Annotated in this window: 19 protein-coding genes and 1 pseudogene; 12 read left to right on the top strand and 8 right to left on the bottom strand. The window is 58.9% G+C overall.

The features are described 5' to 3' along the window. Position 1 precedes the first annotated feature (1 nt). Positions 2-460 carry a (2Fe-2S)-binding protein gene (locus GA0061100_RS19560; RefSeq protein ID WP_075854406.1) on the bottom strand — a complete coding sequence of 153 codons (459 nt, stop codon included), beginning with the start codon at positions 458-460 and terminating at the stop codon, positions 2-4. Positions 461-1,025: 565 nt separating this feature from the next. Between GA0061100_RS19560 and GA0061100_RS35415 the strand changes: the two genes are divergently transcribed. The 7 genes from GA0061100_RS35415 to GA0061100_RS19530 are packed head-to-tail and all read left to right on the top strand — an operon-like array spanning position 1,026 to position 8,430. Further along, positions 1,026-1,151, top strand: a complete 126-nt coding sequence (locus GA0061100_RS35415) for a hypothetical protein (protein ID WP_280173841.1) — start codon at positions 1,026-1,028, stop codon at positions 1,149-1,151. Beyond that, a complete protein-coding gene (locus GA0061100_RS19555; RefSeq protein ID WP_167459838.1) occupies positions 1,135-2,136 on the top strand; it encodes a glycosyltransferase family 2 protein in 1,002 nt (333 codons plus the stop codon). Before GA0061100_RS35415 ends, GA0061100_RS19555 begins: the two co-directional genes overlap by 17 nt. A 20-nt stretch (positions 2,137-2,156) precedes the next feature. After that, positions 2,157-3,956 carry an ABC transporter ATP-binding protein gene (locus GA0061100_RS19550; RefSeq protein ID WP_075854404.1) on the top strand — a complete coding sequence of 600 codons (1,800 nt, stop codon included), beginning with the start codon at positions 2,157-2,159 and terminating at the stop codon, positions 3,954-3,956. Then, a complete protein-coding gene (locus tag GA0061100_RS19545) occupies positions 3,937-5,160 on the top strand; it encodes a glycosyltransferase family 2 protein (protein ID WP_075854403.1) in 1,224 nt (407 codons plus the stop codon). Before GA0061100_RS19550 ends, GA0061100_RS19545 begins: the two co-directional genes overlap by 20 nt. Continuing rightward, positions 5,157-6,467, top strand: coding sequence for a glycosyltransferase family 2 protein (locus GA0061100_RS19540; protein ID WP_075854402.1), 1,311 nt, complete (start codon positions 5,157-5,159; stop codon positions 6,465-6,467). The genes GA0061100_RS19545 and GA0061100_RS19540 overlap by 4 nt, the downstream gene beginning before the upstream one ends. After that, positions 6,464-7,204: a class I SAM-dependent methyltransferase gene (locus GA0061100_RS19535; protein WP_075854401.1), complete on the top strand. Its 741-nt coding sequence runs from the start codon at positions 6,464-6,466 to the stop codon at positions 7,202-7,204. The genes GA0061100_RS19540 and GA0061100_RS19535 overlap by 4 nt, the downstream gene beginning before the upstream one ends. Further along, positions 7,201-8,430: a glycosyltransferase family 4 protein gene (locus GA0061100_RS19530; protein WP_075854400.1), complete on the top strand. Its 1,230-nt coding sequence runs from the start codon at positions 7,201-7,203 to the stop codon at positions 8,428-8,430. Before GA0061100_RS19535 ends, GA0061100_RS19530 begins: the two co-directional genes overlap by 4 nt. Positions 8,431-8,433: 3 nt before the next feature. Here GA0061100_RS19530 and galE read toward each other — a convergent pair whose 3' ends face one another. Together galE and GA0061100_RS19520 are read right to left on the bottom strand one after the other, a co-directional pair. Next, the gene (gene galE / locus GA0061100_RS19525) at positions 8,434-9,408 is read right to left on the bottom strand and encodes a UDP-glucose 4-epimerase GalE (RefSeq protein ID WP_075854399.1); all 975 of its coding nucleotides are present in this window, start codon (positions 9,406-9,408) and stop codon (positions 8,434-8,436) included. Continuing rightward, positions 9,405-10,379 carry a UDP-glucuronic acid decarboxylase family protein gene (locus tag GA0061100_RS19520; RefSeq protein ID WP_075854398.1) on the bottom strand — a complete coding sequence of 325 codons (975 nt, stop codon included), beginning with the start codon at positions 10,377-10,379 and terminating at the stop codon, positions 9,405-9,407. The genes galE and GA0061100_RS19520 overlap by 4 nt, the downstream gene beginning before the upstream one ends. Before the next feature lie 445 nt (positions 10,380-10,824). On the opposite strand from GA0061100_RS19520, the gene GA0061100_RS19515 reads away from it, so the two are divergent. Beyond that, a complete protein-coding gene (locus GA0061100_RS19515) occupies positions 10,825-11,670 on the top strand; it encodes a sugar phosphate isomerase/epimerase family protein (RefSeq protein WP_244557890.1) in 846 nt (281 codons plus the stop codon). Positions 11,671-11,695: 25 nt separating this feature from the next. Here the strand turns inward: GA0061100_RS19515 and GA0061100_RS19510 are convergent, their stop codons facing one another. Next, on the bottom strand, positions 11,696-12,580 hold the full coding sequence (locus tag GA0061100_RS19510; RefSeq protein WP_075854397.1) for a sugar phosphate isomerase/epimerase family protein: 885 nt from the start codon (positions 12,578-12,580) through the stop codon (positions 11,696-11,698). Between the two features lie 121 nt (positions 12,581-12,701). Between GA0061100_RS19510 and GA0061100_RS19505 the strand changes: the two genes are divergently transcribed. Then, complete coding sequence (locus GA0061100_RS19505; protein ID WP_075854396.1) at positions 12,702-14,189, top strand: GMC oxidoreductase; 1,488 nt, start codon at positions 12,702-12,704, stop codon at positions 14,187-14,189. Between the two features lie 564 nt (positions 14,190-14,753). On the opposite strand, the gene GA0061100_RS19500 is transcribed toward GA0061100_RS19505, so the two are convergent. Further along, positions 14,754-16,799: an SPFH domain-containing protein gene (locus GA0061100_RS19500; RefSeq protein WP_075854395.1), complete on the bottom strand. Its 2,046-nt coding sequence runs from the start codon at positions 16,797-16,799 to the stop codon at positions 14,754-14,756. 731 nt (positions 16,800-17,530) lie between these two features. Here GA0061100_RS19500 and GA0061100_RS19495 point away from each other — a divergent pair. The 3 genes and pseudogenes from GA0061100_RS19495 to GA0061100_RS19485 form a co-directional block, all read left to right on the top strand. Continuing rightward, positions 17,531-18,427, top strand: a complete 897-nt coding sequence (locus tag GA0061100_RS19495) for a GGDEF domain-containing protein (protein ID WP_075854394.1) — start codon at positions 17,531-17,533, stop codon at positions 18,425-18,427. Positions 18,428-18,621: 194 nt separating this feature from the next. After that, complete coding sequence (locus GA0061100_RS19490; protein ID WP_075854393.1) at positions 18,622-19,551, top strand: MYG1 family protein; 930 nt, start codon at positions 18,622-18,624, stop codon at positions 19,549-19,551. Positions 19,552-19,987: 436 nt separating this feature from the next. Next, positions 19,988-20,443, top strand: a pseudogene (locus tag GA0061100_RS19485) (efflux RND transporter permease subunit); the annotation flags it as partial. Between the two features lie 73 nt (positions 20,444-20,516). Here the strand turns inward: GA0061100_RS19485 and serA are convergent. From serA to GA0061100_RS19470, 3 genes are all read right to left on the bottom strand, one after another. After that, positions 20,517-21,755: a phosphoglycerate dehydrogenase gene (gene serA / locus GA0061100_RS19480; protein ID WP_075854391.1), complete on the bottom strand. Its 1,239-nt coding sequence runs from the start codon at positions 21,753-21,755 to the stop codon at positions 20,517-20,519. A gap of 180 nt (positions 21,756-21,935) precedes the next feature. After that, positions 21,936-22,109 (bottom strand): isocitrate/isopropylmalate family dehydrogenase, encoded by a 174-nt coding sequence (locus GA0061100_RS35195; protein WP_167459837.1) that lies wholly within the window; start codon positions 22,107-22,109, stop codon positions 21,936-21,938. Positions 22,110-22,119: 10 nt separating this feature from the next. After that, positions 22,120-22,866, bottom strand: a complete 747-nt coding sequence (locus GA0061100_RS19470; RefSeq protein WP_075854747.1) for a glucose 1-dehydrogenase — start codon at positions 22,864-22,866, stop codon at positions 22,120-22,122. Positions 22,867-23,001 lie beyond the last annotated feature (135 nt).

The raw sequence follows: 23,001 nt of genomic DNA, 5'->3' as shown, positions 1-23,001 counted from the left end.
ATCAGGCCGGCTTGGCGGCGGCGTTCTTGATCGCACGGCGGATGCGGATGTAGGTTCCGCATCGACAGAGATTGCCCGCCATGGCCGCATCGATGTCGGAATCGTCGGGTTGGGGATTGATGTTGAGCAAGGCCGTCGCCGACATGATCTGACCGGCCTGACAGTAGCCGCATTGCGGCACAGACGCTTCCATCCAGGCTTGCTGGACCTTGGCGCCGTTCGGCGTCTTGCCAATTCCTTCAATGGTGATCACGGCACGGGTGCCGACGTCGCCGACGGTCAGCTGGCAGGAGCGCACCGGTTTGCCAGCGACATGTACGGTGCAGGCGCCGCACTGGGCGACGCCGCAGCCATATTTCGTACCGACCAGATTGAGGTGATCCCGCAGCACCCAAAGAAGCGGCATGTCCTCCGGGACATCGACCTCGTGCAATTGCTCATTGATATTCAGAGTGAGCATGTTTCCATCCCTGCCTGACGGTGAAATCGGCGTATCAACGGAATTGCCAGGGGATGGTACGCCGGTATCGACGATGGGTAAACTTCAACAATGCGTTATCGCAGCCGTTGTCGTCGCACCGTTCAGCAGCCACGAGCGCGCCGGTGCCTTGAAATTGCTGACGCCTCCAGTTGGTGTCTCACATTGTCCCTGTTCGTCGTGGCCAGTAGCGAAACACCTGTTTTCCGGTGTCGGGCGCATTGAATGGATCAATGTCAGATGGAAATGCGGATGAGCTGCGGCGAAGGTATGCCCTCCGGCAAAATCATCGCCTCCCGAAATGAGACCACTTGGAATTGCCCGTAAAAAGTCTCGCTGAAAACCATCGCAGCCGGCAATCGTTCGCTGATTTTGGCAACGAAGCCGCTTCCATCAGACTAAAGTCCTACTCTTGATCGGACCTAGGTCCGAAGACGTAATCTTTGGTCCTAATGCCATGGATTGCCCCGAGCTTTGCGCCAGTTGTTTCCCGCGATGGAAGCGGCGGGATATCCGACCGTTATCGCAGTGCATGCGGAGAAGGTCGATGAACGTAAACGGCGTCCTTGAAAGCGGCATCCCAGCTCCGGCGCTTGCCAATGCTCCCGGCTGCAACGCTATCATCGGGTTCGTCGGCCTCGCCGCCAAGGGTGGCAATGACTGTGGAAGCTAAGCGAAGTACCACCGTTGCGGTCATCGTGCCGATGTTCAACGCCGAACGAACGATCGGGGCGACCCTGGCCAGCATCTGCCGCCAGACGCATCAGGCTCTTGATATCATCATTGTCGACGATGGTTCTTCGGATCGATCGCTATCCATCGTGGCTGAATACGCAAAGCAGGATCCGCGAATCCGGATCCTTCGGCAGGCCAATAGCGGTGTCGCTGCAGCGCGTAACAATGGTGCGGCTGCGACCGATGCCGAGTTTCTCGCATTTATCGATGCCGACGATTTATGGGCTCCGTCAAAGATTGCCCTTCAATGGCAAGCGCTTGACGAGGGCGGACCATCGGTCGGACTGGCCTATTGCTGGTATGCGCTTATCGACGAGCATAGCCGCGTATTTTCGCTGCATAACCGGCCGAGCCATGAAGGGCATGTGCTCCAGCGCATGTGCAGAAATAATTTCGTCGGCAACGGCAGCTCGATGCTCATGCGTCGTTCCGCGTTCGAAGAAGCCGGGCAGTTCGACCCGTCCTTAAGGGCGCGCAACGCCCAGGGCTGCGAGGATCTTCTGATCTGCCTCAGAATTGCGGAGAACTACGAATTCCGCGTCATACAGCAGCACCTGATCGGCTACCGCATGACGAACACGAACATGTCGAGCGACGTCAAGCGGATGCTGTCTTCATGCGAAATCGTCCTTGCCGAGTATCGCGGAAAATATCCTCAATATGGCAGCGACCTCGACGCCCATTTGGTCGACATGATCCACTGGCTTGTCGTCAGAGCCTTTGTCAGCGGGCGATTTTTCGATGGCTGTGATCTGTTGAGGCGATTTCTGGCATTGGCGCCGCGCCTGGCGATTTCAAGTCTGCCGAACATACTGGACGTATATTGCCGCGCCAGGCTGGTTCCAGATTGGCTCAAGGCTCGGCTGAGGGGCTTGCAAAGAAACGCCGAGTTGCGGCCGCTCTATATGGAGACGATCCCGTGAGGTCGGGGAGTTCGTTCCTCATGCGGTTGCAACGGCTCTTCCGCCTGGCAGAGGCGCCGACCTGGGCAGGACCAACCATAGTTGGGCTCGGCCTGGCCGCTGCGGTCCTTGAGGGTGCAGGCCTCTTTCTCTTCATTCCTCTTATTCAGAGCCTTGGCGCCGCAGCCGCGCAGGAGGGAGAATGGCAGCGAATTTTCGACCGGCTTCTCGCACCCGTTCCGCAAAGCCATTTGACGGCATTCCTGGTAGGCGTGCTGTGCGTCAGCATCCTTCTTAAGAATGCCGTCCATCTCATCAATACCTGGGTGACCCGGTATATCGATGGTCTCGTTGCACATCGGCTGAGGGCAAGGGTTTTCGACCAGACAATCAGCTCATGCATCGACTACCGGGTGGAAAACAAACGCTCCGATATCATCACGACGATTGCCAACAACACCTGGAAGGTCAGTCAGGCCCTGAGCCTTGCCTACCGTTTGATGATCTGCTCCTGCACCTTCGTCGTCTTCATGCTGCTGATGCTGTTGATTTCCGTCCGGCTGACCTTCTTCTCGATGATGTTCCTGCTCTTCGCGGCTATGGCCATTCGCCTGGCCACGCGCCGCGCAGACGAAACCGGCAAGGCTGTTGTCGAGGAAAACAAGCAGTTCGGCTTGAGGATGTGGGAGAGCATCAACGCGCTGCAATTGATCCGCGCTTTCGCCCAGGAAGACTATGAGCGCAACCGTTTCCGGAAGACTTCCGACAAAGTGCGGCGACGCCTTCTGAAGCTCGATATGTTGTGGGCGACACCGGGGCCTGTCTCGGAAATCTCGATTACAATCCTGATCGGTGCGCTCGTCCTGGTGGCTCAATCGGTGGGCCTGGGCATTGCGGCGCTGGCCGCGTTTCTCTCGCTACTATATCGTCTTCAAGGCCCAACGCGGGAGCTGCTCCAATCGAAGATCGCGCTCGATGGGCTCGCCGGTAGCATCGACGATGTCGATGACTTCCTCCGCACAACGGAGAGGCCCTTTCTTTCGGAGGGGCACGTACAGGCGCCCACCTTCAGGAAAGCCGTCGAATTCCGCAATGTCTCTTTCCGCTACGCGCCCGGTCAGCCGCTTGCGCTGGAATATGTCTCCTTCAGCATTCCCGCCGGCAAGACCACTGCGATCGTGGGCGAGTCCGGTGCGGGAAAATCCACAGTGATGGCACTGCTCTTTCGCTTTATCGATCCGACATCCGGCGAAATCGTCGCCGATGGTATGCCTCTTCCCGAATTCGATCTTCGCAGCTGGCGCAAGCGCCTGTCGCTGATGTCGCAGGAGGTCCACCTCTTCAATGACACGATTTCAGCCAATATCGCCTATGGCGATCTGGATGCCGGGCCAGACGAGATCCGCAAGGCTGCCGAAATCGCCAAGGCGGACGATTTCATCCGGCTGCTTCCGGATGGCTACGAGACACGGATCGGCGATCAGGGGATGCGCCTGTCGGGTGGGCAAAGGCAGCGCGTAGCACTCGCCCGAACGATCCTTCGAAATCCTGACATTCTGCTTCTGGATGAGGCGACGAACGCGCTCGACGCCGAAACCGAACAGGCGTTTCAGCTGGCGCTCGACAAGTACTCGCACAACCGCACCGTTGTCGTGATCGCTCACCGTCTGTCGACCGTTCTGGCGGCTGATCAGATCATCGTGATGACAAAGGGTCGCGTGGTCGAGGCGGGTTCGCCGGACGAGCTTTTCAAGCGGCAGGGACATTTTTCCAGGCTCCACGAATTTCAGCACGGCCGCCGCAGCGGGCGGGAGTTAGGTGATGAGTTACAAGCTTATTGATATCGAGTTGTCGGAGCCCCTGGCGTCGATCGAACTCTCGGCTGAGCAGACCGGCGTCGGCTTGATCGCACGATGGCAGGGCCGGCTGATCGCATTTGAAATGATCGGGCGGCCGGCTGGCTCTATGCTGTCGGCCGAGAGCCTGAAAGCCCTTGCCGATGAGCGATTTGCCGAATGCATCCTCGTTGCGAAGCTGGAGGAGGAGCTGAGGGCGCGCTTGCCGGCGAACGAGACGATGCTGCCGAGCCTCAGCATCGCAATCTGCACCAAGGATCGTGCACAGCGCCTTTCCCGGTTGCTGCGCTCGCTCGATCAGGTTCGGAGTGACTCTCCCTTCCAGTTCGTCGAAATCATCGTGGTCGATAATGCCTCGGTGGATACGGCCACGCGCGAAGCCGTCGAGAGCTTCCGCGATATCCGCTACGTTTTCGAACCGAAGGCTGGGCTGGATTTCGCCCGAAACGCCGCTCTTCATGCAGCCTGGGGCGATATCATCGCCTATCTGGACGATGACGTCGTGGTGGACCGCAATTGGCTTGTAGGCTTTGCCAAAGCGTGCCGCGACAACCCTGGCGTCGGCGGCTTCACCGGCCTCGTGCTGCCGTTTCGTCTCGACACCGAGGCGCAGATCTTTTTCGAGCGGCGTGGTGGGTTTGGCCGCGGCTTTGCGCGCAGGGAGTTTCACAGGGCTCGCTTTGACAACCCGCTCCACCCCGTCGGTGCCGGCGTTCTCGGCGCCGGCTGCAACATGGCCTTCGACCGCAAATTGCTGATCGAGCTTGGCGGCTTCGATGAGGCGCTCGATACGGGAGCGCCGCTGCCCGGAGGCGGCGATCTCGATATATTCTACCGCGTGCTGCGCTCCGGACGCCCGATGATCTATGAGCCGGAATATGCCGTCTATCACGAGCATCGCGAAACCATTCCGCAGCTCAGGCGGCAATACTGGACCTGGGGCCTCGGCATGATGGCCTTTCTCGTCAAGAGCTATCGCACCGATGACGAGATGCGATCGCGCCATCGCGCCATGGTCCGCTGGTGGTTCTTCGACCAGTTGAAGGCGCTTGCCCGCGCGGCTCGCCGACTGCGCGGCCATGAATTGCGGTTCGGCATAGCGGAGCTGTGGGGTGGAATTTACGGCCTTGCCGGCGAATATGATCGCTCACGCTCCCGTATCAGATCGATCCGGGAGCGCAATTCATGAGGACAGAACGTTTTGAGGTGAGGCATGTCGATCTGGCGGCTGCCGATATCGGTAGCGATCGCGAGCCCGCATTGTCGGTCTTCTGGTGGAAAGACCTGCCGCTGGGAGCACGGGCATCCCTTAAGGACGAGCTACCTTACGGGACCTCTCAATTGCGTCAGCTTGCGGCCGAATATGCCGCCGCGCAACTCCAGGCTCGCAGCATCGGGCTCGGTGCACCGTTACGAGCTACCTACGAAGGACGGCCAAAGCCCGCGCTCTCGCTGGAGGCGGCGCTTGAAGCGCAAAATCTGGTGGGGGCGCTTGATGCGATCGCAACCCCATCCTCCGCTTCGGCGCAGGACATCTCCGTGGTCATTTGCACCCGCGATCGCGGTCCGGCTCTGCGCAAATGCCTGACCAGCCTTGCAGCACAACGCAGCGCTCCGGGCGAGGTCGTCATCATCGACAATTCTCAAGCTGGCAATGCGAGGGACATCTGCAGGCAATTCCCCGATTTTCGCTATGTCCACGAGCCCCATGCCGGTCTAAGCCGAGCCCGGAACACCGGCGTTCAAATAAGCCGGTTTGATATCATCGCCTTCACCGACGACGATGTCGAAGCGCATCCGGGCTGGACCACAGAGATCGCGCGTGCCTTCGCGGAACGGGATGTCGAGGCGTTTACCGGTCTCGTGCTGCCGGCGCGTCTCGATACGGCAGCGCAATGCTCCTTTCAATTCACCATGGGTGGGTTCGGCTCGACCTTCGTGCCGCTCACGTTCGACAGGCGTTTCTTTGAGGAGACACGGCCAAGCGGGGCGCATGTCTGGAAGATCGGCGCCGGTGCCAACATGGCCTTTCGACGCTCCGTATTCGAGCGGGTCGGCCTGTTCGACGAACGCTTGGGCGCGGGGGCGGCGGGATGTTCCGAAGACTCTGAGCTTTGGTACCGACTGCTGGCGGCCGGTGGCGTGTGCCTCTATGAGCCTCGGGCCGTTGTCTTCCACCACCATCGCAGCGACTGGCCCGGCCTCAAGCGGCAGATCAAAGCCTATATGAAAGGCCACGTCGCGGCCCTTGTGACGCAATACGATAATTTCGGCGATCGAGGAAACATGGTGCGTATCGGCAAGCAGCTGCCGATCTATTTTGCCAAGACCTTCGTCAAGGCGCTCTTCGAAGGGCCTCCGGGCAGGCTCGGAATTTTGGCGGCCGAAGTAGAGGGCTGGCTCGCCGGCCTGCAGTTTCTGCCGCGCTTCGGCTGGAGAATGCGGCGACCTCCGATGGGGAATGCCGCAACGGCTGAAAAAGGAATATCGCGATGATCAGGAAAGCAGCGCTTGGCCAGTTTCTGTCTGGAAACCCCTATCCGAACGGCTTGACGGATGGTCTGTTCTATCGCGAAAAGATGCGCGCCATCCATCGGGTCGCTCCTCTCGAAACCGGAGGCACCGGACGGGTGCTGGAAATCGGTGGTGGTCGCAGCGGCCTTGCCAGCATCCTCTATCCGCAAGCCGAAATCGTCACACTCGATATCGACCCAGAGCTGGCCGACCATCAGCCCTCCTGGGCGAAATCGACCTTCATCTGCGGTGACGCCTGCTCGCTGCCAATGGACGACGACAGTTTCGATATCGTCACCATGTTCGATGTGCTGGAGCACATCGAGGACGACCGCCGCGCCGCACAGGAGGCGCTGCGGGTGGTACGGCCCGGCGGCTATGTCCTGATCTCCACCCCCGAGATCAACTGGCATTATCCCTATTTCAGTGTCATGAAACGCCATTGTCCGCATGAAAGCGAGCTGATGCGCGAATGGGGCCATGTCAGGCGGGGATACCGGGACCCGGAACTCGCAGCCCTTTTCGACAGGCGCCCGGAGCGGCGCGCCACCTTCATCAACGCCGCCACGGCGTTTTTCCATGACGTCTCGTTTTCCCGCATCGGCCGTCGCCGCCGCAAGGTCCTCTACGCTCTGGCCGCACCCGTGACTTTCCTCGGTTACTTGATGCACCGGCCATCCACGCGCGGCACGGAAACCGCGTTTGCTTGGCGCAAATGAGAGATGGCCAGACGTCGAAGGTGATCGCTCTCTTTCCGTGGGGCGATGTGATCGAGGAGTTTCTCGAGCCGATCGGGCTTGAGCTTCGGGATTTCATCGAACGGATGACAGGAGGTTGGCTGTTCGGCTATGCGGCTGCGCTGAGTTCGGTGGGCCACAAGCCAATCATCGTTTGTGCATCCGAGCGGGTGACCGGAATAGAGCGCCACGAGCATTTGGGTACTGGCACGCCGATCTGGGTTGCGCCGGCAAAACGGGCTCGGCAAGGCTATTCTCCTGCCGCCTATAGCCTGCGGCGCTGGTCTGCAACACCGCTTTCAGCCTTCCGCGAGATCCTTTCCCGCTCCAAATGCGACCTGTTGCTTGCCCAGGAATATGAATATACGCGTTTCGACGCGCTGGCATGGCTGGCACGCAGCCTAAACCTTCCCCTCTACGCCACGTTTCAGGGAGGAGATCGCACGCTGTCCTGGGTCGAGGCTGCCGCAAGACAGCTTTCTCTGCGCGCGTGCCGCGGTCTAATCGTTGCTTCCGCCGCAGAGCGCGATCGCCTTGCCAAGGCCTATCCACGCATTGCTCCCAATATGGCGAATATCCCTAATCCGTTGGATACCAATGAATGGCAAGCGATGGATCGCAGCGAAGCGCGAGCAAATCTCGGCCTGCCTCAGGATTGCTTCATCGTCCTCAATCACGGGCGCATCGATATCCGCCGCAAGGGGCTTGATGTGCTTCTGAAGGCTTGGGCGCGCTTCTCCGACAATCCTTCCGCCCAGCTGATAATCATTGGCTCGGGCCAGGATAGCGAGGCGTTCGCAAAGCTGCTTCATGGAAGCGGCATGTCAAATGTGCAGTGGCTTTCCAGCTATACGACGGACCGAATATTGATCCGGCGCTGGCTTTCCGCCGCGGACGTCTATGTCATGGCTTCCCGTATCGAGGGCATGCCGGTTGCGCCATTGGAAGCCATGGCTTGCGGCCTTCCTGTCGTCGCTTCCGATGCGCAGGGTTTGCCGGACATTTTGGTCGGAGGCGAGGCCTCGGGCGGTCTCATGGTCGGGCAGGAGCGGCCGGAAGAAATCGCGCAGGCCTTGGCAAGATTGAGCGGTGATGAAGTTCTTCGAGCACGACTGGGTGCGGCTGCCCGCAGGCGAGTGACGGAAAAATTTTCGATCGAAGCAGTTGGCGCTGCTCTCGATGAGTTTCTTACAACGGCAAGCAGGTGAGGATCACATCCGGCTGCGATACCAGGCGAGTGCTGTTTCGATAATCCTGTCGATGCTGGAATGCCTGGGCACCCATCCAAGCTCCCGTTCGGCTTTATCGGCTGCTGCGACGAGAGCCGGTGGATCGCCAGCCCTGCGGGGACCATAGGCAACCGGAAGGTTTTGCCCCGAAATGCGGCTGACGGCGTCAGCCAATTCCTTGACAGTCGTTCCGTTGCCGGTGCCAAGGTTGTAGACATGCACCCCCTCATCCCGCAACAGCTTCTCTCCGCCAAGGACATGAGCCTGCGCGAGATCGCTGACGTGGATGTAGTCGCGCACGGCCGTGCCGTCTCGCGTGTCGAAGTCGGTGCCGTTGATGGTGAAGGTTCGGCCCGGTCTGATCGCCGCTTCTATAGCGAGCGGAACGACATGGGTCTCTGGCTCGTGCCGCTCACCGATCTCACCATCGGGGTCGCCGCCGGCTGCATTGAAATATCGCAGCATCACAGCATTGAGGCCGCGGGCGCGCGAGAAATCCTCCACCATCCGCTCGATCATGAATTTCGACCATCCATAGGGATTGATCGGCCATTGCGGATGGGTCTCGTCAATCGGGGTACGGGTCGGAATGCCATAGGATGCGCAGGTGCTTGAAAAGATCAGCCTGTCGACACCTGCTTTCAGCATTTCCTCGATAAGAACCAGCGTTCCGAAACTATTGTTCCGATAGTAAAGCTCAGGAAATTCCACGGATTCGCCGACATAGGCATAAGCCGCGAAATGGGCGACCACATCCGGGCGATATTGGCGCAACGTTGCCGCGACCGTCTCGGCGTCGGCAATATCGCCTTCGACCAGCGGCCCCCATTTCACCGCATCACGCCAGCCGCGGGAGAGATTGTCGTAGGTAACGACCGACCATCCCGCCTCGGCGAAGGCCTTGCAGCAATGCGATCCGATATAGCCGGCTCCGCCGGTGACAAGGACCGTCCTCATTCGGCAGCGATCGCGTGCGAACGGCCTGACGACAGCAAGTCTTCGAAATAGGCGATCGTTCTGGCAAGGCCTTCCCGCAACTGAACCTTCGGCTTCCAGCCGAGTTCGCGCGATGCGACCCCGATATCCGGCTGCCGTTGTCTGGGATCGTCAGCCGGCAGGGGCAGGTATTTTATCGTCGAGCGGCTTCCGGTCAGTTGTATCGCGAGATTGGCGAGCTCCAGCATCGTAAATTCCGCCGGATTGCCGAGATTGATCGGGCCTGTCACCTCGTCCTTTGTTCCCATCAGGCGAACCAGGCCGTCGATAAGATCGTCGACATAGCAGAACGAGCGCGTCTGCTGGCCACTGCCATAAACCGTTATCGGCTTGTTCTGCAGCGCCTGTACGATGAAGTTGGAAACGACACGGCCGTCATCGGGACGCATCCTTGGACCGTAGGTGTTGAAGATGCGCGCGACCTTGATCCGCAGCTTGTGCTGGCGCCAGTAATCGAAAAACAGGGTCTCGGCACAGCGCTTGCCTTCGTCATAGCAGGAGCGAGGCCCTATCGGGTTTACCCGGCCCCAATAATCCTCCTGTTGGGGATGGATCTCGGGATCGCCATAGACTTCGGACGTTGAGGCCTGAAGGATCTTGGCGCCGACCCGTTTGGCAAGGCCGAGCATATTGATCGCACCGTGGACGCTGGTCTTGGTCGTCTGCACCGGATCGAACTGGTAGTGAATCGGGCTTGCTGGACAGGCGAGATTGTAGATCTCGTCGACCTCCACATAGAGGGGAAAGGTGATATCGTGGCGGACGATTTCGAAGGACTTGTTGTCAAGCAGATGGAAGACGTTGCTTTTCCGTCCCGTAAAGAAATTGTCTACGCAGATAACCTCATGTTTTTCCTGCAAGATCCGCTCACATAGGAAGGAGCCGAGAAAACCGGCTCCGCCGGTAACCAGGATTCGTTTTGTTTGCTGCATGCCGGTTATCTCGCAGCCAACAGCGTGAAGTTGCCGCCCTCGGAAACTGCGGCAGATGCCGGGGCTGGGATGCCGCTTTCAAGGACGCCGTTCATGTTCATCGACCTTCTCCGCATGCACTACGATAGCGGTCGGATATCCCGCCGCTTCCATCGCGGGAAACAACTGGCGCAAAGCTCGGGGCAATCCATGGCATTAGGACCAAAGATTACGTCTTCGGACCTAGGTCCGATCAGGAGCAGGACTTTAGTCTGATGGAAGTCGAAGGTCATCTGGACAGCATGATGGCGAGAAAATCTTCAACTGCGAGACTGGGGACGCCGCGGCCCCATTTCAGCCGCGCGTGGTGGCATCGCGTCTTGCCCTCCAATGACCGATTGATCGGCTTTGCATTGGCTGACATAGTGGCGCCGCTTATCTGTCCATGCCAAGCAAAGACCCATCGATGACCGAATCCGCCAGTAACGCCTCGCCCGTTTCCGTTCGCCCCTTGGCGAAGATCAGCCTGAAATGGGGTATGGTCGAGGAGCCTTCGCTTTCCGTCCTGGAGAAATTCCAGCTCCTGCGCGATCTCGGCTATGATGGCGTTGAGCTCGACTCGCCCAATGATCTGCCGTTCGATGAGGTCTTGAACGCCCGCGACAAGACCGGCCTTGATATCCCTGGCCTCGTCAATGCCGTGCACTGGAAGCGCCCGCTGACGGATCCCGATCCATCGGCGCGCCAGGCCTGCGTCGATTCGATGGTCAAGGCTCTGCACGATGCGAAGCTCTATGGCGCCACGACGGTGCTACTCGTCCCCGGCGTCGTCAATGCAGGCACCAGTTACAAGACCGCTTATGCGAGAGCCGGCGAGGAAATCGCCAAGATCCTGCCAGCCGCGGAAGAGAGCGGCGTGTCGATTGCGCTCGAAAACGTGTGGAACGACTTCCTGCTGAGCCCGCTGGAGGCAGCCGATTTCGTCGATCGCTTCAACCATCCGAAGCTCGGCTGGTATTTCGATGTCGGCAATGTTCTGCGCTACGGTCGGCCGACAGATTGGATCGAGGCGCTCGGCAAGCGTATCCTGAAGATCGACATCAAGGAATACAGTCTCGAAAAGATGAACAGCGAAGGCCCATGGAAGGGCTTTGACGTCGAGCTGGGCGAGGGCGACTGCGATTGGGCTGCCGTTAACAAGGCGCTGTCTGATATCGGCTATTCCGGCTGGGCCTCGATCGAGGTGCCGGGCGGCGACCGACGCCGCCTCGCCGATCTCAAGAAGCGCGTCGACCGGATCGCCGCGCTCTAGTCTTGCGATTGCAGAACGGCAAGATTCAGCGGCCGGCGGCCGCAAACATCGCCTTCGCATTCTTCAGGCCGGTTTCGCAACCGTATTGCGTCGGCTCGTTGCCTTCATATTCGAGCGAGACGAAGCCGTCATAACCTGAGGCGACGATGTCCTCGACGATCGACCTGACGGGCAGGTCGCCATAGCCGAAGACCGAGCCGCGGATTGCCTGGCCGCCGACCGTCCGCAGCCAGTCCGCGCCAGGCGCGGTCTGGCGCACATAGAAATCCTTGAGATGAACGAAGCTTGCCTGGGAAAGGCAGGCGCGCGTTCCCGTCAGCGGGTTCTCGTCGACGCAGAGGAAATTGCCGATATCAACTGTCAGTTTGAAGCTCGGCAGATTGACGGCATGCAGCAGCCGCTTGATCCGCTCGCTGGAGTTCATGAAGAAACCGTGATCCTCGACGCTCGTGGTCACGCCATAGCGCCCAGCATGCGCGGCAAGCTCATGCGTGGCGTCGGCGATCGCCGGGAATGCTGCCTCGAACTGGCCGGGCTCCGTTGCTCGCAGCGACCACGGCACGACATCGTGGCGCAGGAAGCGGACGCCGAGCTTGTCGCAAAGCTCGACATAGCGCTTCAGCCGGCTAAGCTGGAATGCTCGTTCGCCGTCGTCAATGAAATTGCCGGACATGCAAAGGCCGGAAAGCGGCACGCCGCTTTTCTGGGACGCGCCCTTCAGCCGCTCCAGCATCTCTGCATCATTGGCGAGTTCATATTGAAGATCTTGTCCTTCGGGCGCGACGGAAAGCGTCGCCAGTTCGACATGATCGCCGTCATGTTTGCCGACCCAGGCAAAGACATCCTCGATCTGCATGGCGCCACTCTGCATCAACGGACGGAAACTGTATGAACTCAGACCTATCTTCATCGTGCCTCTCCTCGAGTGCTTTCGCAAAACTTTGTTCGGTAACTTAACAATCCCAGTTGACTTCGGCTACGATACATCTTTGTTTACAATCAAATTGATTTAAGAATGGGGAATAGCAGGAATGTCTCGTCAGTCTGCCGACGTCGTCATCATCGGAAGTGGCCCGACAGGCTCGGCCTATGCACGGGTCATCAGGAATAACTGGCCGGAAGCAAGCATTCTGATGGTGGAAGCCGGCCCGCAGATCCTGCCGCAAAAGGGCGCACATCTCGACAATATCGCTGACCTCGATGAACGTGCGGCCTTCGAAGTGCACGCCCAGGGTGGCGACCGCAGTCCGCGCATGCCGATCAACAAGGAGGAGTGGGAAGCCCGCCGGGCTGGTGGCTTCGACCATTCTTTGCTGCGCCGCTCGGGCCTTTTCATCGCCAACGACGCCGATGCCCAGGATGAAAACCTGTTTGCCGGCTTCTCGGCGGCCAATGTCGGCGGCATGGGCACCAAATGGTCGACCGGCACGCCCGTGCCATCCGAGATCGAACTGGTGCCCTTCATCCCCACAGATGAGATGCACAAGGCTCTCTCTGTGTCGGCGAAATTGCTCGGCACCAACAAGGACCCGCGCGCCGGCGATGTTACGGCCATCGCCATGCGCGAGCGTCTCGGCGAGGTCTTCAACCCCGGTCGCACGTCCGACCGTATCGTTCAGCCGATGCCGCTCGCGGCTACGCCCGAAGCCGATGGCCTGCGCTATCACGGCACCGATGTCGTACTCGGCGACCTCGTCGACGAGCCGGACGAGAGCTTTCATATTCTCTCTGAAACCGCCTGCCGCCGCGTGATCCATGAAAATGGCCATGTCACGGGCGTCGAACTGGTCCGGTCCGGCCCGGAAGAAACCTTCATCGTCAGCGCCGGCACGGTCGTTGTTGCTTGTGATTCTCTGCACTCGCCGCAGCTGCTCTATGCCTCGGGCATCCGCCCCGAAGCGCTCGGCCGCTATATCAACGACCACTATATTGTCTCGCAGATCACCGAGATGCAGACCGATGTGCCGATGACCGCGATGAGCTGGATTCCGGCCACCAGGGATTTCCCCTATTCGGTTACCATCGCTCCGGCGAGCCTGCACTCCATGCCGCAGGCCAGCGACATGAGCGGCCAGCCGATCGGCATGGGCGTTTTCGTGCCCTCGGATATCAGCGCGGACAACCGCGTCACCTTCGACGACAATCGCCGTGACTGGCTCGGCCTGCCGGCAATTTCCATCCAGTGGCGTCAGTCGGAAGGTGACAAGGCGCGCCTCGAAGAGGCCAAGGGGCATGCCCAGCGCATTTCCGCTATTATCGGTCGCCCGGCTCCCGGTTTTGCTACCTTCGTGCAGCCTGTCGGCTCGTCGCTGCACTACCAGGGCACGATCCGCATGGGCGAACGCGACGATGGTACCTGCGTTTGCGACAGGAACTCCAAGGTCTGGGGCTTCGACAACCTCTATGTCGCTGGCAATGGCGTCATTCCCACGATGACCGCCACCAATCCAACCCTGTTCAGCGTCGCTCTCGCCAGCATCGGCGCCCGCCAGATCGCCGCCGCTCGCCGTACCGCCTGACCGGGAGATTGGCCGAACTGTTGAGGAAAAACTCGAAAGTCGGTCTCAGTCCAACGCGCGTCGGCACCCTCTCTGTAGGAAGCACCAGGTCATCGCCTCACTGGAGAGATTTGAGATAGCGGGTCCGACGGGCAAGCGTTGGCATCGGAGTTTATGAGCGAATATGGGGTGGTGGACGACCGGTCCATAGTTCAGATCCCCATCACGAACCGCGATTCTCAAGTCAACGATTCGACTTAACGGCATCGCTGAAAGCCCAATTCCACGTAGATACTGTGGCCGTGCAGAAAATCCCGAATTGAGGAAGGGTACGCAACTATCGAATAGGTTGTGTTCGGTATCAATAGCCGCGTTCGCGAGAAAGCGATGTGGCGAAAGTTACCGATGGAGTGTCCGCCCCACCTTGAGGCGGACGTAAGTGCCAAAGGCCGACGCCCTGAGACGATATTTGGAGCCTCGACCGCGAGGACTGCGCGAGCATTTCGCTTGACGCGATCGAAATTGCAGTATCGAAAATTCATAGTTGCGACGGACGATGGGCCGGCATTGCCGGCCCATCCACAATCAATCATGTGCGATCGTCGCAGATACGGCAGCTGGCGGCTCCTGCCGTCCAAGCCGATCGGCAACCAGCATCGACAGCATCATTTCCACAAGGCCATTGGTAGCACCCTTCTCGCCGGCGCCACCGCCAACCTGGATCTGCGGCACGAGCGGCAGCCTGCCGTTCTCGATCGCTTCGGCGAAACGCATGAGGACCTGCGAGTTGAGCTGGTAGTCCGGCCCGCCGAAGGCTGCGACCTTCTTCTCGGTCGCTTCTGCTTCCGCCAGACCGACGGCGCGCACCTTTTCGGCATCGGCAAAGCCGGTCGCCTTGATGCGTTCTGCATCGGCAAGCGCGATGGCCTTGATCCGGTCGGCCTCGCCGAGGCCTGCAAGCCGCACTTTCTCGGCCTCGGCCTTGGCGGTGACCTGAATGGTTTCCGCCTGCTGGCGGGTGCGGGCAAGCTGCGCCTTACCTTCGTTCTCGCTGATCTCGATGGTGAGTGCAGAGGTGGTGATCTTGGCCTGTTGTTCGGCGAGCGCTTCTTTCTCGCGCAATGTGCGCTCCTGGATCGCAGCCGCTTCCTGCAGTTTATAGGTCTCGACCTTTTCGACCGCGATCTGGCGTTCGCGCAGCTGGATCAGGATCTGCTCTATGCTGTTCTGACCGTTGCTGGCGCGCGGCGTGCCGATCAGGACTTCCTGCAGTTCGAGGCTGTAGGAGGCAAACTTCTCGCGCATTTCCTCGCCGGATTTGCGCTGGATTTCACTGCGCTCCTGTAGGAGCTCGATCAGGGTCTTGGTCTGGGCGATATTCTTGAAATAGGCCGAAACCATCGGATCGAGTGTCTGTTCGACCAGCCGCTTGATATCGCCGAAGCGCTGTACGACGAGCGGTGCCTTCATATAGTCGATATGCACGACGACCGAGAGCGGCAGCACGGGCTCGAACGCGTCCTTGGTGATCAGCGACACCTCCGAGAGATTTTCATCCAGCCTGTGCTCGCCAAACTGCTCCTTGGTCCATTTGAGCACGAAGTTGGTGGTGGGCACGATAACGATGCTGCCGGCATAGGTGTTGAACGCATATTTGCCGGGCAGAAGGGGCGTCGACCAGACGCCGCGCGCACCCGTCTCGACCAGTTCGCCATGGCGATAGGACTGGCCGGAGATATCAGCACCGCGGCGGCCGGTATAGGAGACGACGACGCCAACCGTGCCGACGCTGATGATCGTCTTGTCGACCAATTCGACGGTTGCGAAGATGCGGTTGAGGAAGTAACTGCCGTCGGCAAGCACCTGCAGCTGACGGCCGCGATAGCCGCCGGCATTGAGGAACTTCTCCGGGTCCTGGAAATTGTTGTGAAAATTCGGATCCTTCGGATCATTGGCGACCGTCGGCGCAATGATCTCGCCGTCTGGCAGCGCCGGACCGTCATGGATGGTGACGATACCGATCATGTCTTCGGCGTCATGGATGACGACGGGCGCGAAGCCCTCGCGTTCGGTGATCAGCGTCGACATATCAGCAAACAGCGTCTGTTCCGATGAACTGAGATTGACGGCATAGATTGATTGTGCGGTCAGCACGATGAACTGCGCGAGATTGATGGCATAGGTGCCTTCGCGCAGGATCTTGCGCTGCGGGCCTTTCTGGCCGCCTTTGACCAGAAAGCCGCGCACATCCTGGAAATCATCGGCTTCTATGTTCGAGGCAAGCGTCTGGGTCGGCGGCAGCGGCTTGCCGTCACGGGCGAAGACATAGCCGATCTGGCCCTGTGGAATGGTCACGAGATTGGCGCGATGCATCGAATACTGGAACGGCATGAAGAAATGCAGGCCGCCGCGCACGACTTCAGGCTGGAAACCGGCTTCGCCGTTGAGTGCAATGAAGCCATTCTTGACAGAGCCGCGAAAACTCCAAAGCTTTTCGAGGATGCCGAGCCTGTCGTTGGGAATATAGCGGATCACGCCGCTCCATCGAAAGAGTATTGCCAGCACGATAAGGGGAATGGCGATTTCGATCGCCAGCCATTCCATCGGACTGAGATTGGTGAGGGCTTCCATCTCTTCTCTCCTATGGGCGCACGGGTTCGTCCACCCGACAGCCGCCCGGTTGGTATTGATTGATAAAACGGGGAGATTGCGCGCCTATGCGGTCGACGCACCAAGGGTGTGTCGAAGGTTTCGGTTGCTCATTGTCTGGGAGAAATGACCGCGCGTCTCCAGTCCCCACTGGGGAGCGGCGTGGTCGTGAGTCGTCTCACATCGGTGTTGCCTTGATAGACATAACGGTAAACGACTTAAGCATTGCCCTCATAGGTTTAAAGATGCCCACAATGGAAATCGCATAAGTACTTCCAACGATTTCGCTATTTCGAGCATTCAATTCTACCGAATTGTCGCTTTGCGGCATGATCGTTTCAGTCTTGCTTCCTTGACCAACGGCAACCGGGCGCGCCGAATTTCATGGCTGAGAGCGTTGCGCAAAGTTCGAGTTTTCGCAGGTTCTCATGGCGTCCTGCTGATTCCGCTATGCTCGCCGATTTCGGCTCTATCGCGGGCGCGAGCCGATCTGTTGAAGATGCGATCGTGCATCCGATCAATCGATCGGGAGGTCTAAAGGGGCAGCTCCGAGATGAGAAGCGTCCCACTATCTTGCTCACTTGCTCAGCCAATACTCCAGATACTACGTATGGCAAATGGAAGGGACAGCGTGCTTCCGTCCAGATGTCTGCCCCCTTTTCTCGAGGGGATTCTGCAGTAAATATTACGTAGCTCAATTAGCAGGATTCGATATGGACGAAATGATCGAACAGCTTCTGCACCTTTCTGCGACCAGTTCGACGCTCATCGCGGTTTATGATGCTGAGGACCGGCTGCGATATGCGAACGATGCCTTTCGGTCAGCCTATTTTATCGATCCCGACGAGACGCCGCTATGGCCGGATCTGATGCGGCGCAACTTCACGCTTGGACGCGGCACGGTCATTCGCACGGCCGATTTCGACGGATGGCTACGGTCGACGCAGTCACGCCGCGGAAAGATAGGCTATCGAGCCTTCGAGACAGATTTGACCGATGGTCGCTGGCTTTGGATGACCGAGACCATGCATAAGAATGGTTGGATGCTGTGCATTGCGAGCGATATAACAACGTTGCGCGCCGATGGCCGGAGCGTCCGGCAAGATCGCGACCAGGCCATCAAGGCTTCCCAAACCGACGAGTTGACGGGGATCGCCAATCGCCGTTTCGTCATGGCGCGAATAGACGATATGCTGACTGGCGCCAGGGACGGCGGCGTCGGATGCCTTGCCGTATTCGATATCGATAATTTCAAACTGATCAACGATAAGCACGGTCATGATGCCGGAGACCTCGTTCTGCGGGATTTTGCGCACCGGCTTCATCAATATGTGCGCCGTACCGACTGTTTCGGGCGGGTCGGAGGCGAGGAGTTCGTACTCGTTATGCCGGGAACAGCACAACAGGATGCAATCGAACTCATAGAACGGATGTTGACGACGATCCGGTTTTCCCGCCCGCTCACCAACTCACCGGATTTCGGTTACACCTGTTCGGCTGGCATTGCTGCCTGCCTTGAAACAGACAGCGCGCCAGATTTGTACCGACGTGCCGATCAAGCTCTCTACGCTGCCAAGCTTAGCGGCCGCGATCGAGTTCGCGCTGCTTGAAATGTTGACACACGCCAGGCACGTCGCCTTGCTGCTCGACAGTGACGGCAGTCGGGTCAACCGCCGCTCGATGCAGCGCTTGCGTTCTACGATCTGCGTTCGTCCCGTCACTTTGATGATGAACGGTTGAGATGACAGCCAAAACTGGCTATCAGCCCCTTCGTCCAATTTGCGAACAGTAAGGTCACGGCCGTATGGCTCCAAGTTTCCTCGTCACCCATTCCGGCGGCTTTCATGCCGACGAAGTGTTGTCCAGTGTCATTCTCACGCGGCTTTTCCCCGATGCGCGGCTGGTTCGCAGCAGAGCGCCGGAATGGATCACGCCCGGCGCTGATCGCATCGTCTACGATGTCGGCGGCGCCTATGATAGGGCTGCCGGGATTTTCGACCATCACCAGCGCGGCGCACCGCAGCGCGATGACAGTCAGCCCTACAGTTCGTTCGGGTTGATCTGGAAACATTTCGGCCACGACTACCTGACGGCCCTCGCCGTTCCGAACGGCTTCGTCGAGACCGTGCATGCCGCTTTCGATGCCAGCTTCGTCTTGCCGATCGACCTGGTTGACAATGGCGCGCTCAGCCCGGACAGCGCCGGCTTGCTCGCCGGACTGACCCTGCCGTCCTTGCTCGAAACGTTGAAGCCCGTCTTCGACGATGCGGATCCGGAGGCGACCGACCGGGCATTCCATGCTGCTGTTGCAATCGCCCGCAGTTTTGTCGAAGCAAAGATTGCCGGGATCCATGCGAAGCTGCGCGCTGAAGCGTTGGTGCTGCAGGCGATCGGATCTGCAGGCGAGAGCCGCGTTCTCGAGCTGCCGATGGGCATGCCATTTCGTCCGGCAATTGTTAAAGCACGCGCCGACCATCTCTTGTTCGTGGTCCATCCGCGCGAGGCCGATTGGTGCCTGACCGGAATCCGCCGAGCGGAGGAGGGTTTTGAATTGCGCGCCGACCTTCCGGCCGCCTGGGCGGGGTTGAGCGGTCATGACCTGGAAGTGGCCACTGGAATTGAGGGCGCCAGTTTCTGCCATAACGGCCGTTTTATTGCCGCCGCCAAAACGCGAGAGGCGGCACTCGCTCTGGCCAAGTTGGCAGTGAAGGACGCGGAGAAAAGAGCCGATTGAGTATCGGATCGAGGCCGAGCTTGCCCATCGTCTCATCAGGCGAGCTCGGTTGAAGATCGGAGACATTGGCAGGTGGGGCTGCTCGGCCAATTGTCCTTTATCATTTTACAGCCATGGGTAGGATTGCCCCTGGGTTTGCACCCGTTCGGATCGACTGGAAATGCTTCTGAGTGAAGTTATCTGGGGATGATCCTACCCCACCATTGCTCCCATGAGTGTGCGTGGGCACGATCAAGACGTCGAAATGGAGGCCCATCATGCGCTTATCTGCCCCGCCGATGTCGAAAGAACGACTTGCGCAGTTGCTGGCCGGTTTTTCGCCGGATGCCAAACAGCAAGGGGCTCAGACCGCCATGCGAAGCCAGGAAGCTGGAAAAGCGATATGTGAAGAAGGCTCGTCGGGCGGGTCTAATTCACAGTAACTCGAGAGCATTGTCGAAGCACAGCCCAGGCGTTCCAGCAGTCGCTGGGCTCCATCGTACTCCCGCTGGCCGGCGCACTCGTCGTAGTCTACCTGATCCTCGGCATCGTCAAGAAGAACGGCATCATGATGGTCGACTTCGCCATCGAGGGAGAACGCAGCGAGGGATTGACGAGCGAGCAGGCGATACGCAAAGCAGCATTGATCCGGTTCCGGCCGATCATGATGACCACCATGGCGACCATGCTGGGGGCGGTGCCGCTGATGCTTGGCCACGGGACGGGTTCGGAACTGCGCCAGCCTCTGGGTTTTGCTATGTTCGATGGCTTGGCTGTCAGCCAGGCCCTAACCTTGCTCACCACGCCAGTTGTCTACCTCTATCTCGATGGATTTTCCAAGTGGCTTACCAAGAGCCGCCGGATCTCGCGCAGAGACGAGATAGGACAAGAACAGTTGAAAATCCTGCGCTAAGACCGGGCGAACGGAAGCTTCACACCGATCGCAGAAATCTATCGGGACGGGGCAGGTCTGGGGGCAATGTCCGTCAGTAAACCAATCGCGCTCGTATCGTTCCCGGGATCTGGCGAAGGGTGTCAAGTATCTCATTCGCCGTTTGGCCAACGCCTTCGACTTCGATAACCACGTAACCCGTTTCGCCGTGTGTCTGCAGGAACTCGCCGACGATATTCAGTCCGCGCGATGAAAAGATCGTATTCAGACTGTTCAGGATACCAGGGCGATTTTCGTGAACATGGATGAAACGCGTGCCGTTTGGACGCGGCGGCAATTGAACCTGGGGGAAATTAACCGCGCCCAGCGTCGACCCGACATCGGAATATTCCACAAGCTTCCTGGAAACTTCCCTTCCGATACGTTCCTGGGCTTCTTCGGTCGACCCGCCAATATGCGGAGTGAGGATCACATTGTCCAAACCTTGCAGCGGCGTTTCGAAGCGCTCCTTGTTCGATGCCGGCTCCTTGGGGAACACGTCGACTGCCGCACCTGCGAGATGTCCCTCTTTCAAAACCTTTGCAAGCGCGTGGAGATCGACCACCGTGCCACGGGAGTTATTGATGAAGAAGGCGCCCTTTTTCATTCGGCGCAGCTCGGCCTCAGTTATCATGTTTTGCGTCGAGCTGGTTTCGGGAACATGCATCGTCACGAAATCTGAGATTTCCAGCAGCTCACCGAGCGAAGCCATGGATTCTGAATTGCCGTGGCGAAGCTTGTCCGAAGGATCAAAATAGCGAACGTTCATGCCCATGCTTTCCGCAAGAACGCTCAGCTGCGAGCCGATGTTGCCGTAGCCCACGATACCAAGCGTTTTTCCGCGCATCTCACGACTGCCTTCGGCGGATTTGTCCCACCCACCTTCATGAGCGGAAGCCGAACGCGGGAAAATCCGTCTGGTCAGCATGATGATTTCGCCGATGACAAGCTCGGCGACCGAACGCGTATTCGAATAGGGGGCGTTGAACACCGGGATTCCACGTCGCCGCGCCGCATCCAGATCGACCTGATTCGTTCCCACGGAAAAACAGCCGACGGCCATCAGCTTCTTTGCGGCGCTGAAAATCTCCTCTGTCAGCTGCGTGCGCGACCGAATGCCGATGATGTGCGCTTCGGCTATATGACTTTTGAGATCCTTGTCATCGAGGGCTTTCGGCAAATGAATGAGATTGACGTAGCCGGATGACACAAAATAGTCCACCGCGCTCTGACTGATCCCTTCCAATAGAAGGACGGAGATCCGATCACGAGGGAGAGACAGTTGTCCGGTCATTGAATTACCTTCGATCGTCGAATTCTGTTTTGCCGATGTCGCTCGCCTAACATAAGGCTCGCAGCCACGCCCATATGACTTAGCGATCATCCAGGACAACGCAAGGGCAAACTCAACTCCGCTGGCAGACATGAGGTGCTGTTGCAGCAATTCATCACTCGGCACGCGTTGAAGGTCGGCTCAGGAAAGCTCTCGCCCGTTTTGAGGAAATGCTGCACCCCCGGCGGGATACCGCCGGAAATTGAGGGACGAGCGATTGCCCAGGGCGGCCTTGACGACATCGATCGCCGCCGCGCAGACTTCCGGGCCGATCCCATCGCCATGAACCACCGCAATCTCATAGACATCCTTCATGGCAGCCTCTTCAGATGCACTTGCCGCCATCGACATTGAGATCGACACCGGTGATCATGCTCGCTTCGTCCGAGCAGAGAAAAGCGGCGGCGTTACCCATATCCGCAGGTGTCGAAAGCCGTCCCATCGGGATGGTGGCGACGATCCGCGCCCGGCTTTCGTCGCTGTCGGAGCCGATGAAGGTCGAGAGCAACGGCGTGTCGCCGGCGACAGGATTGATCGCGTTGACGCGAATCCCAAAGGGAGCAAGCTCCACGGCCATCGCACGGGTGGCGGCGATGCCCCATCCTTTCGAGGCGTTGTACCAGGTGAGGTTGGGGCGAGGGGAGACGCCGCCGGTGGAGGCGATGTTCAGAATGGCGCCTTGCCGCTCAGCCTTGAAATGCGGCAACACCGCGCGTGCCCCATTGTAGATCGAGCGGATGTTGACGTTGAAGATGCGCTCGAACAGGCTTTCGTCCATGTCCTCCATCGGCATCGGCGGTTGCCCGATGCCGGCATTGTTGACGAGGATGTGCAAGCCGCCGAAGCGTGCCAGCGCCAGATCCCGCGCTGCGACGAGGCTCTCGAGCATGGCAACATCGCCAGCAAGTGGCACGACCGATCTATCGTGCTGTTTTGCTACTCGTTCCGCGGCAGCAAGGTCGCGGTCGACGAGAACGACCCGCGCACCTTCCTCTACGAATTTCCGGAGGATTCCCTCTCCGAAACCCGATCCGCCACCGGTGACGATCGCCACTTTTTCTTTAAGACGCATATCAAGGTCCTCCATTTGCTCCAGCATCGGATAAGTTGGAGCGATTTCACAGTCCGATTATCTGAACGCCTTTTTAGGTTTCTTTATTTGTGTTGTAGCGGTCTGATAGTGAATATCGACCACAGAATGAAACTG

This window comes from Martinezella hainanensis (genome assembly GCF_900094555.1).
In the GTDB taxonomy this organism is placed as follows: Bacteria; Pseudomonadota; Alphaproteobacteria; order Rhizobiales; family Rhizobiaceae; genus Rhizobium; species Rhizobium hainanense.
Note: the sequence above shows the minus strand (reverse complement) of the source record. Positions and strands in the feature narration are given on the sequence as shown.

Coding starts and splice junctions, on each gene's coding strand:
- GA0061100_RS19560 (WP_075854406.1), bottom strand. CDS start 460: ATGCTCACTCTGAATATCAATGAGCAATTGCACGAGGTCGATGTCCCG.
- GA0061100_RS35415 (WP_280173841.1), top strand. CDS start 1,026: ATGAACGTAAACGGCGTCCTTGAAAGCGGCATCCCAGCTCCGGCGCTT.
- GA0061100_RS19555 (WP_167459838.1), top strand. CDS start 1,135: ATGACTGTGGAAGCTAAGCGAAGTACCACCGTTGCGGTCATCGTGCCG.
- GA0061100_RS19550 (WP_075854404.1), top strand. CDS start 2,157: ATGCGGTTGCAACGGCTCTTCCGCCTGGCAGAGGCGCCGACCTGGGCA.
- GA0061100_RS19545 (WP_075854403.1), top strand. CDS start 3,937: ATGAGTTACAAGCTTATTGATATCGAGTTGTCGGAGCCCCTGGCGTCG.
- GA0061100_RS19540 (WP_075854402.1), top strand. CDS start 5,157: ATGAGGACAGAACGTTTTGAGGTGAGGCATGTCGATCTGGCGGCTGCC.
- GA0061100_RS19535 (WP_075854401.1), top strand. CDS start 6,464: ATGATCAGGAAAGCAGCGCTTGGCCAGTTTCTGTCTGGAAACCCCTAT.
- GA0061100_RS19530 (WP_075854400.1), top strand. CDS start 7,201: ATGAGAGATGGCCAGACGTCGAAGGTGATCGCTCTCTTTCCGTGGGGC.
- galE (WP_075854399.1), bottom strand. CDS start 9,408: ATGAGGACGGTCCTTGTCACCGGCGGAGCCGGCTATATCGGATCGCAT.
- GA0061100_RS19520 (WP_075854398.1), bottom strand. CDS start 10,379: ATGCAGCAAACAAAACGAATCCTGGTTACCGGCGGAGCCGGTTTTCTC.
- GA0061100_RS19515 (WP_244557890.1), top strand. CDS start 10,825: ATGACCGAATCCGCCAGTAACGCCTCGCCCGTTTCCGTTCGCCCCTTG.
- GA0061100_RS19510 (WP_075854397.1), bottom strand. CDS start 12,580: ATGAAGATAGGTCTGAGTTCATACAGTTTCCGTCCGTTGATGCAGAGT.
- GA0061100_RS19505 (WP_075854396.1), top strand. CDS start 12,702: ATGTCTCGTCAGTCTGCCGACGTCGTCATCATCGGAAGTGGCCCGACA.
- GA0061100_RS19500 (WP_075854395.1), bottom strand. CDS start 16,799: ATGGAAGCCCTCACCAATCTCAGTCCGATGGAATGGCTGGCGATCGAA.
- GA0061100_RS19495 (WP_075854394.1), top strand. CDS start 17,531: ATGGACGAAATGATCGAACAGCTTCTGCACCTTTCTGCGACCAGTTCG.
- GA0061100_RS19490 (WP_075854393.1), top strand. CDS start 18,622: ATGGCTCCAAGTTTCCTCGTCACCCATTCCGGCGGCTTTCATGCCGAC.
- serA (WP_075854391.1), bottom strand. CDS start 21,755: ATGACCGGACAACTGTCTCTCCCTCGTGATCGGATCTCCGTCCTTCTA.
- GA0061100_RS35195 (WP_167459837.1), bottom strand. CDS start 22,109: ATGAAGGATGTCTATGAGATTGCGGTGGTTCATGGCGATGGGATCGGC.
- GA0061100_RS19470 (WP_075854747.1), bottom strand. CDS start 22,866: ATGCGTCTTAAAGAAAAAGTGGCGATCGTCACCGGTGGCGGATCGGGT.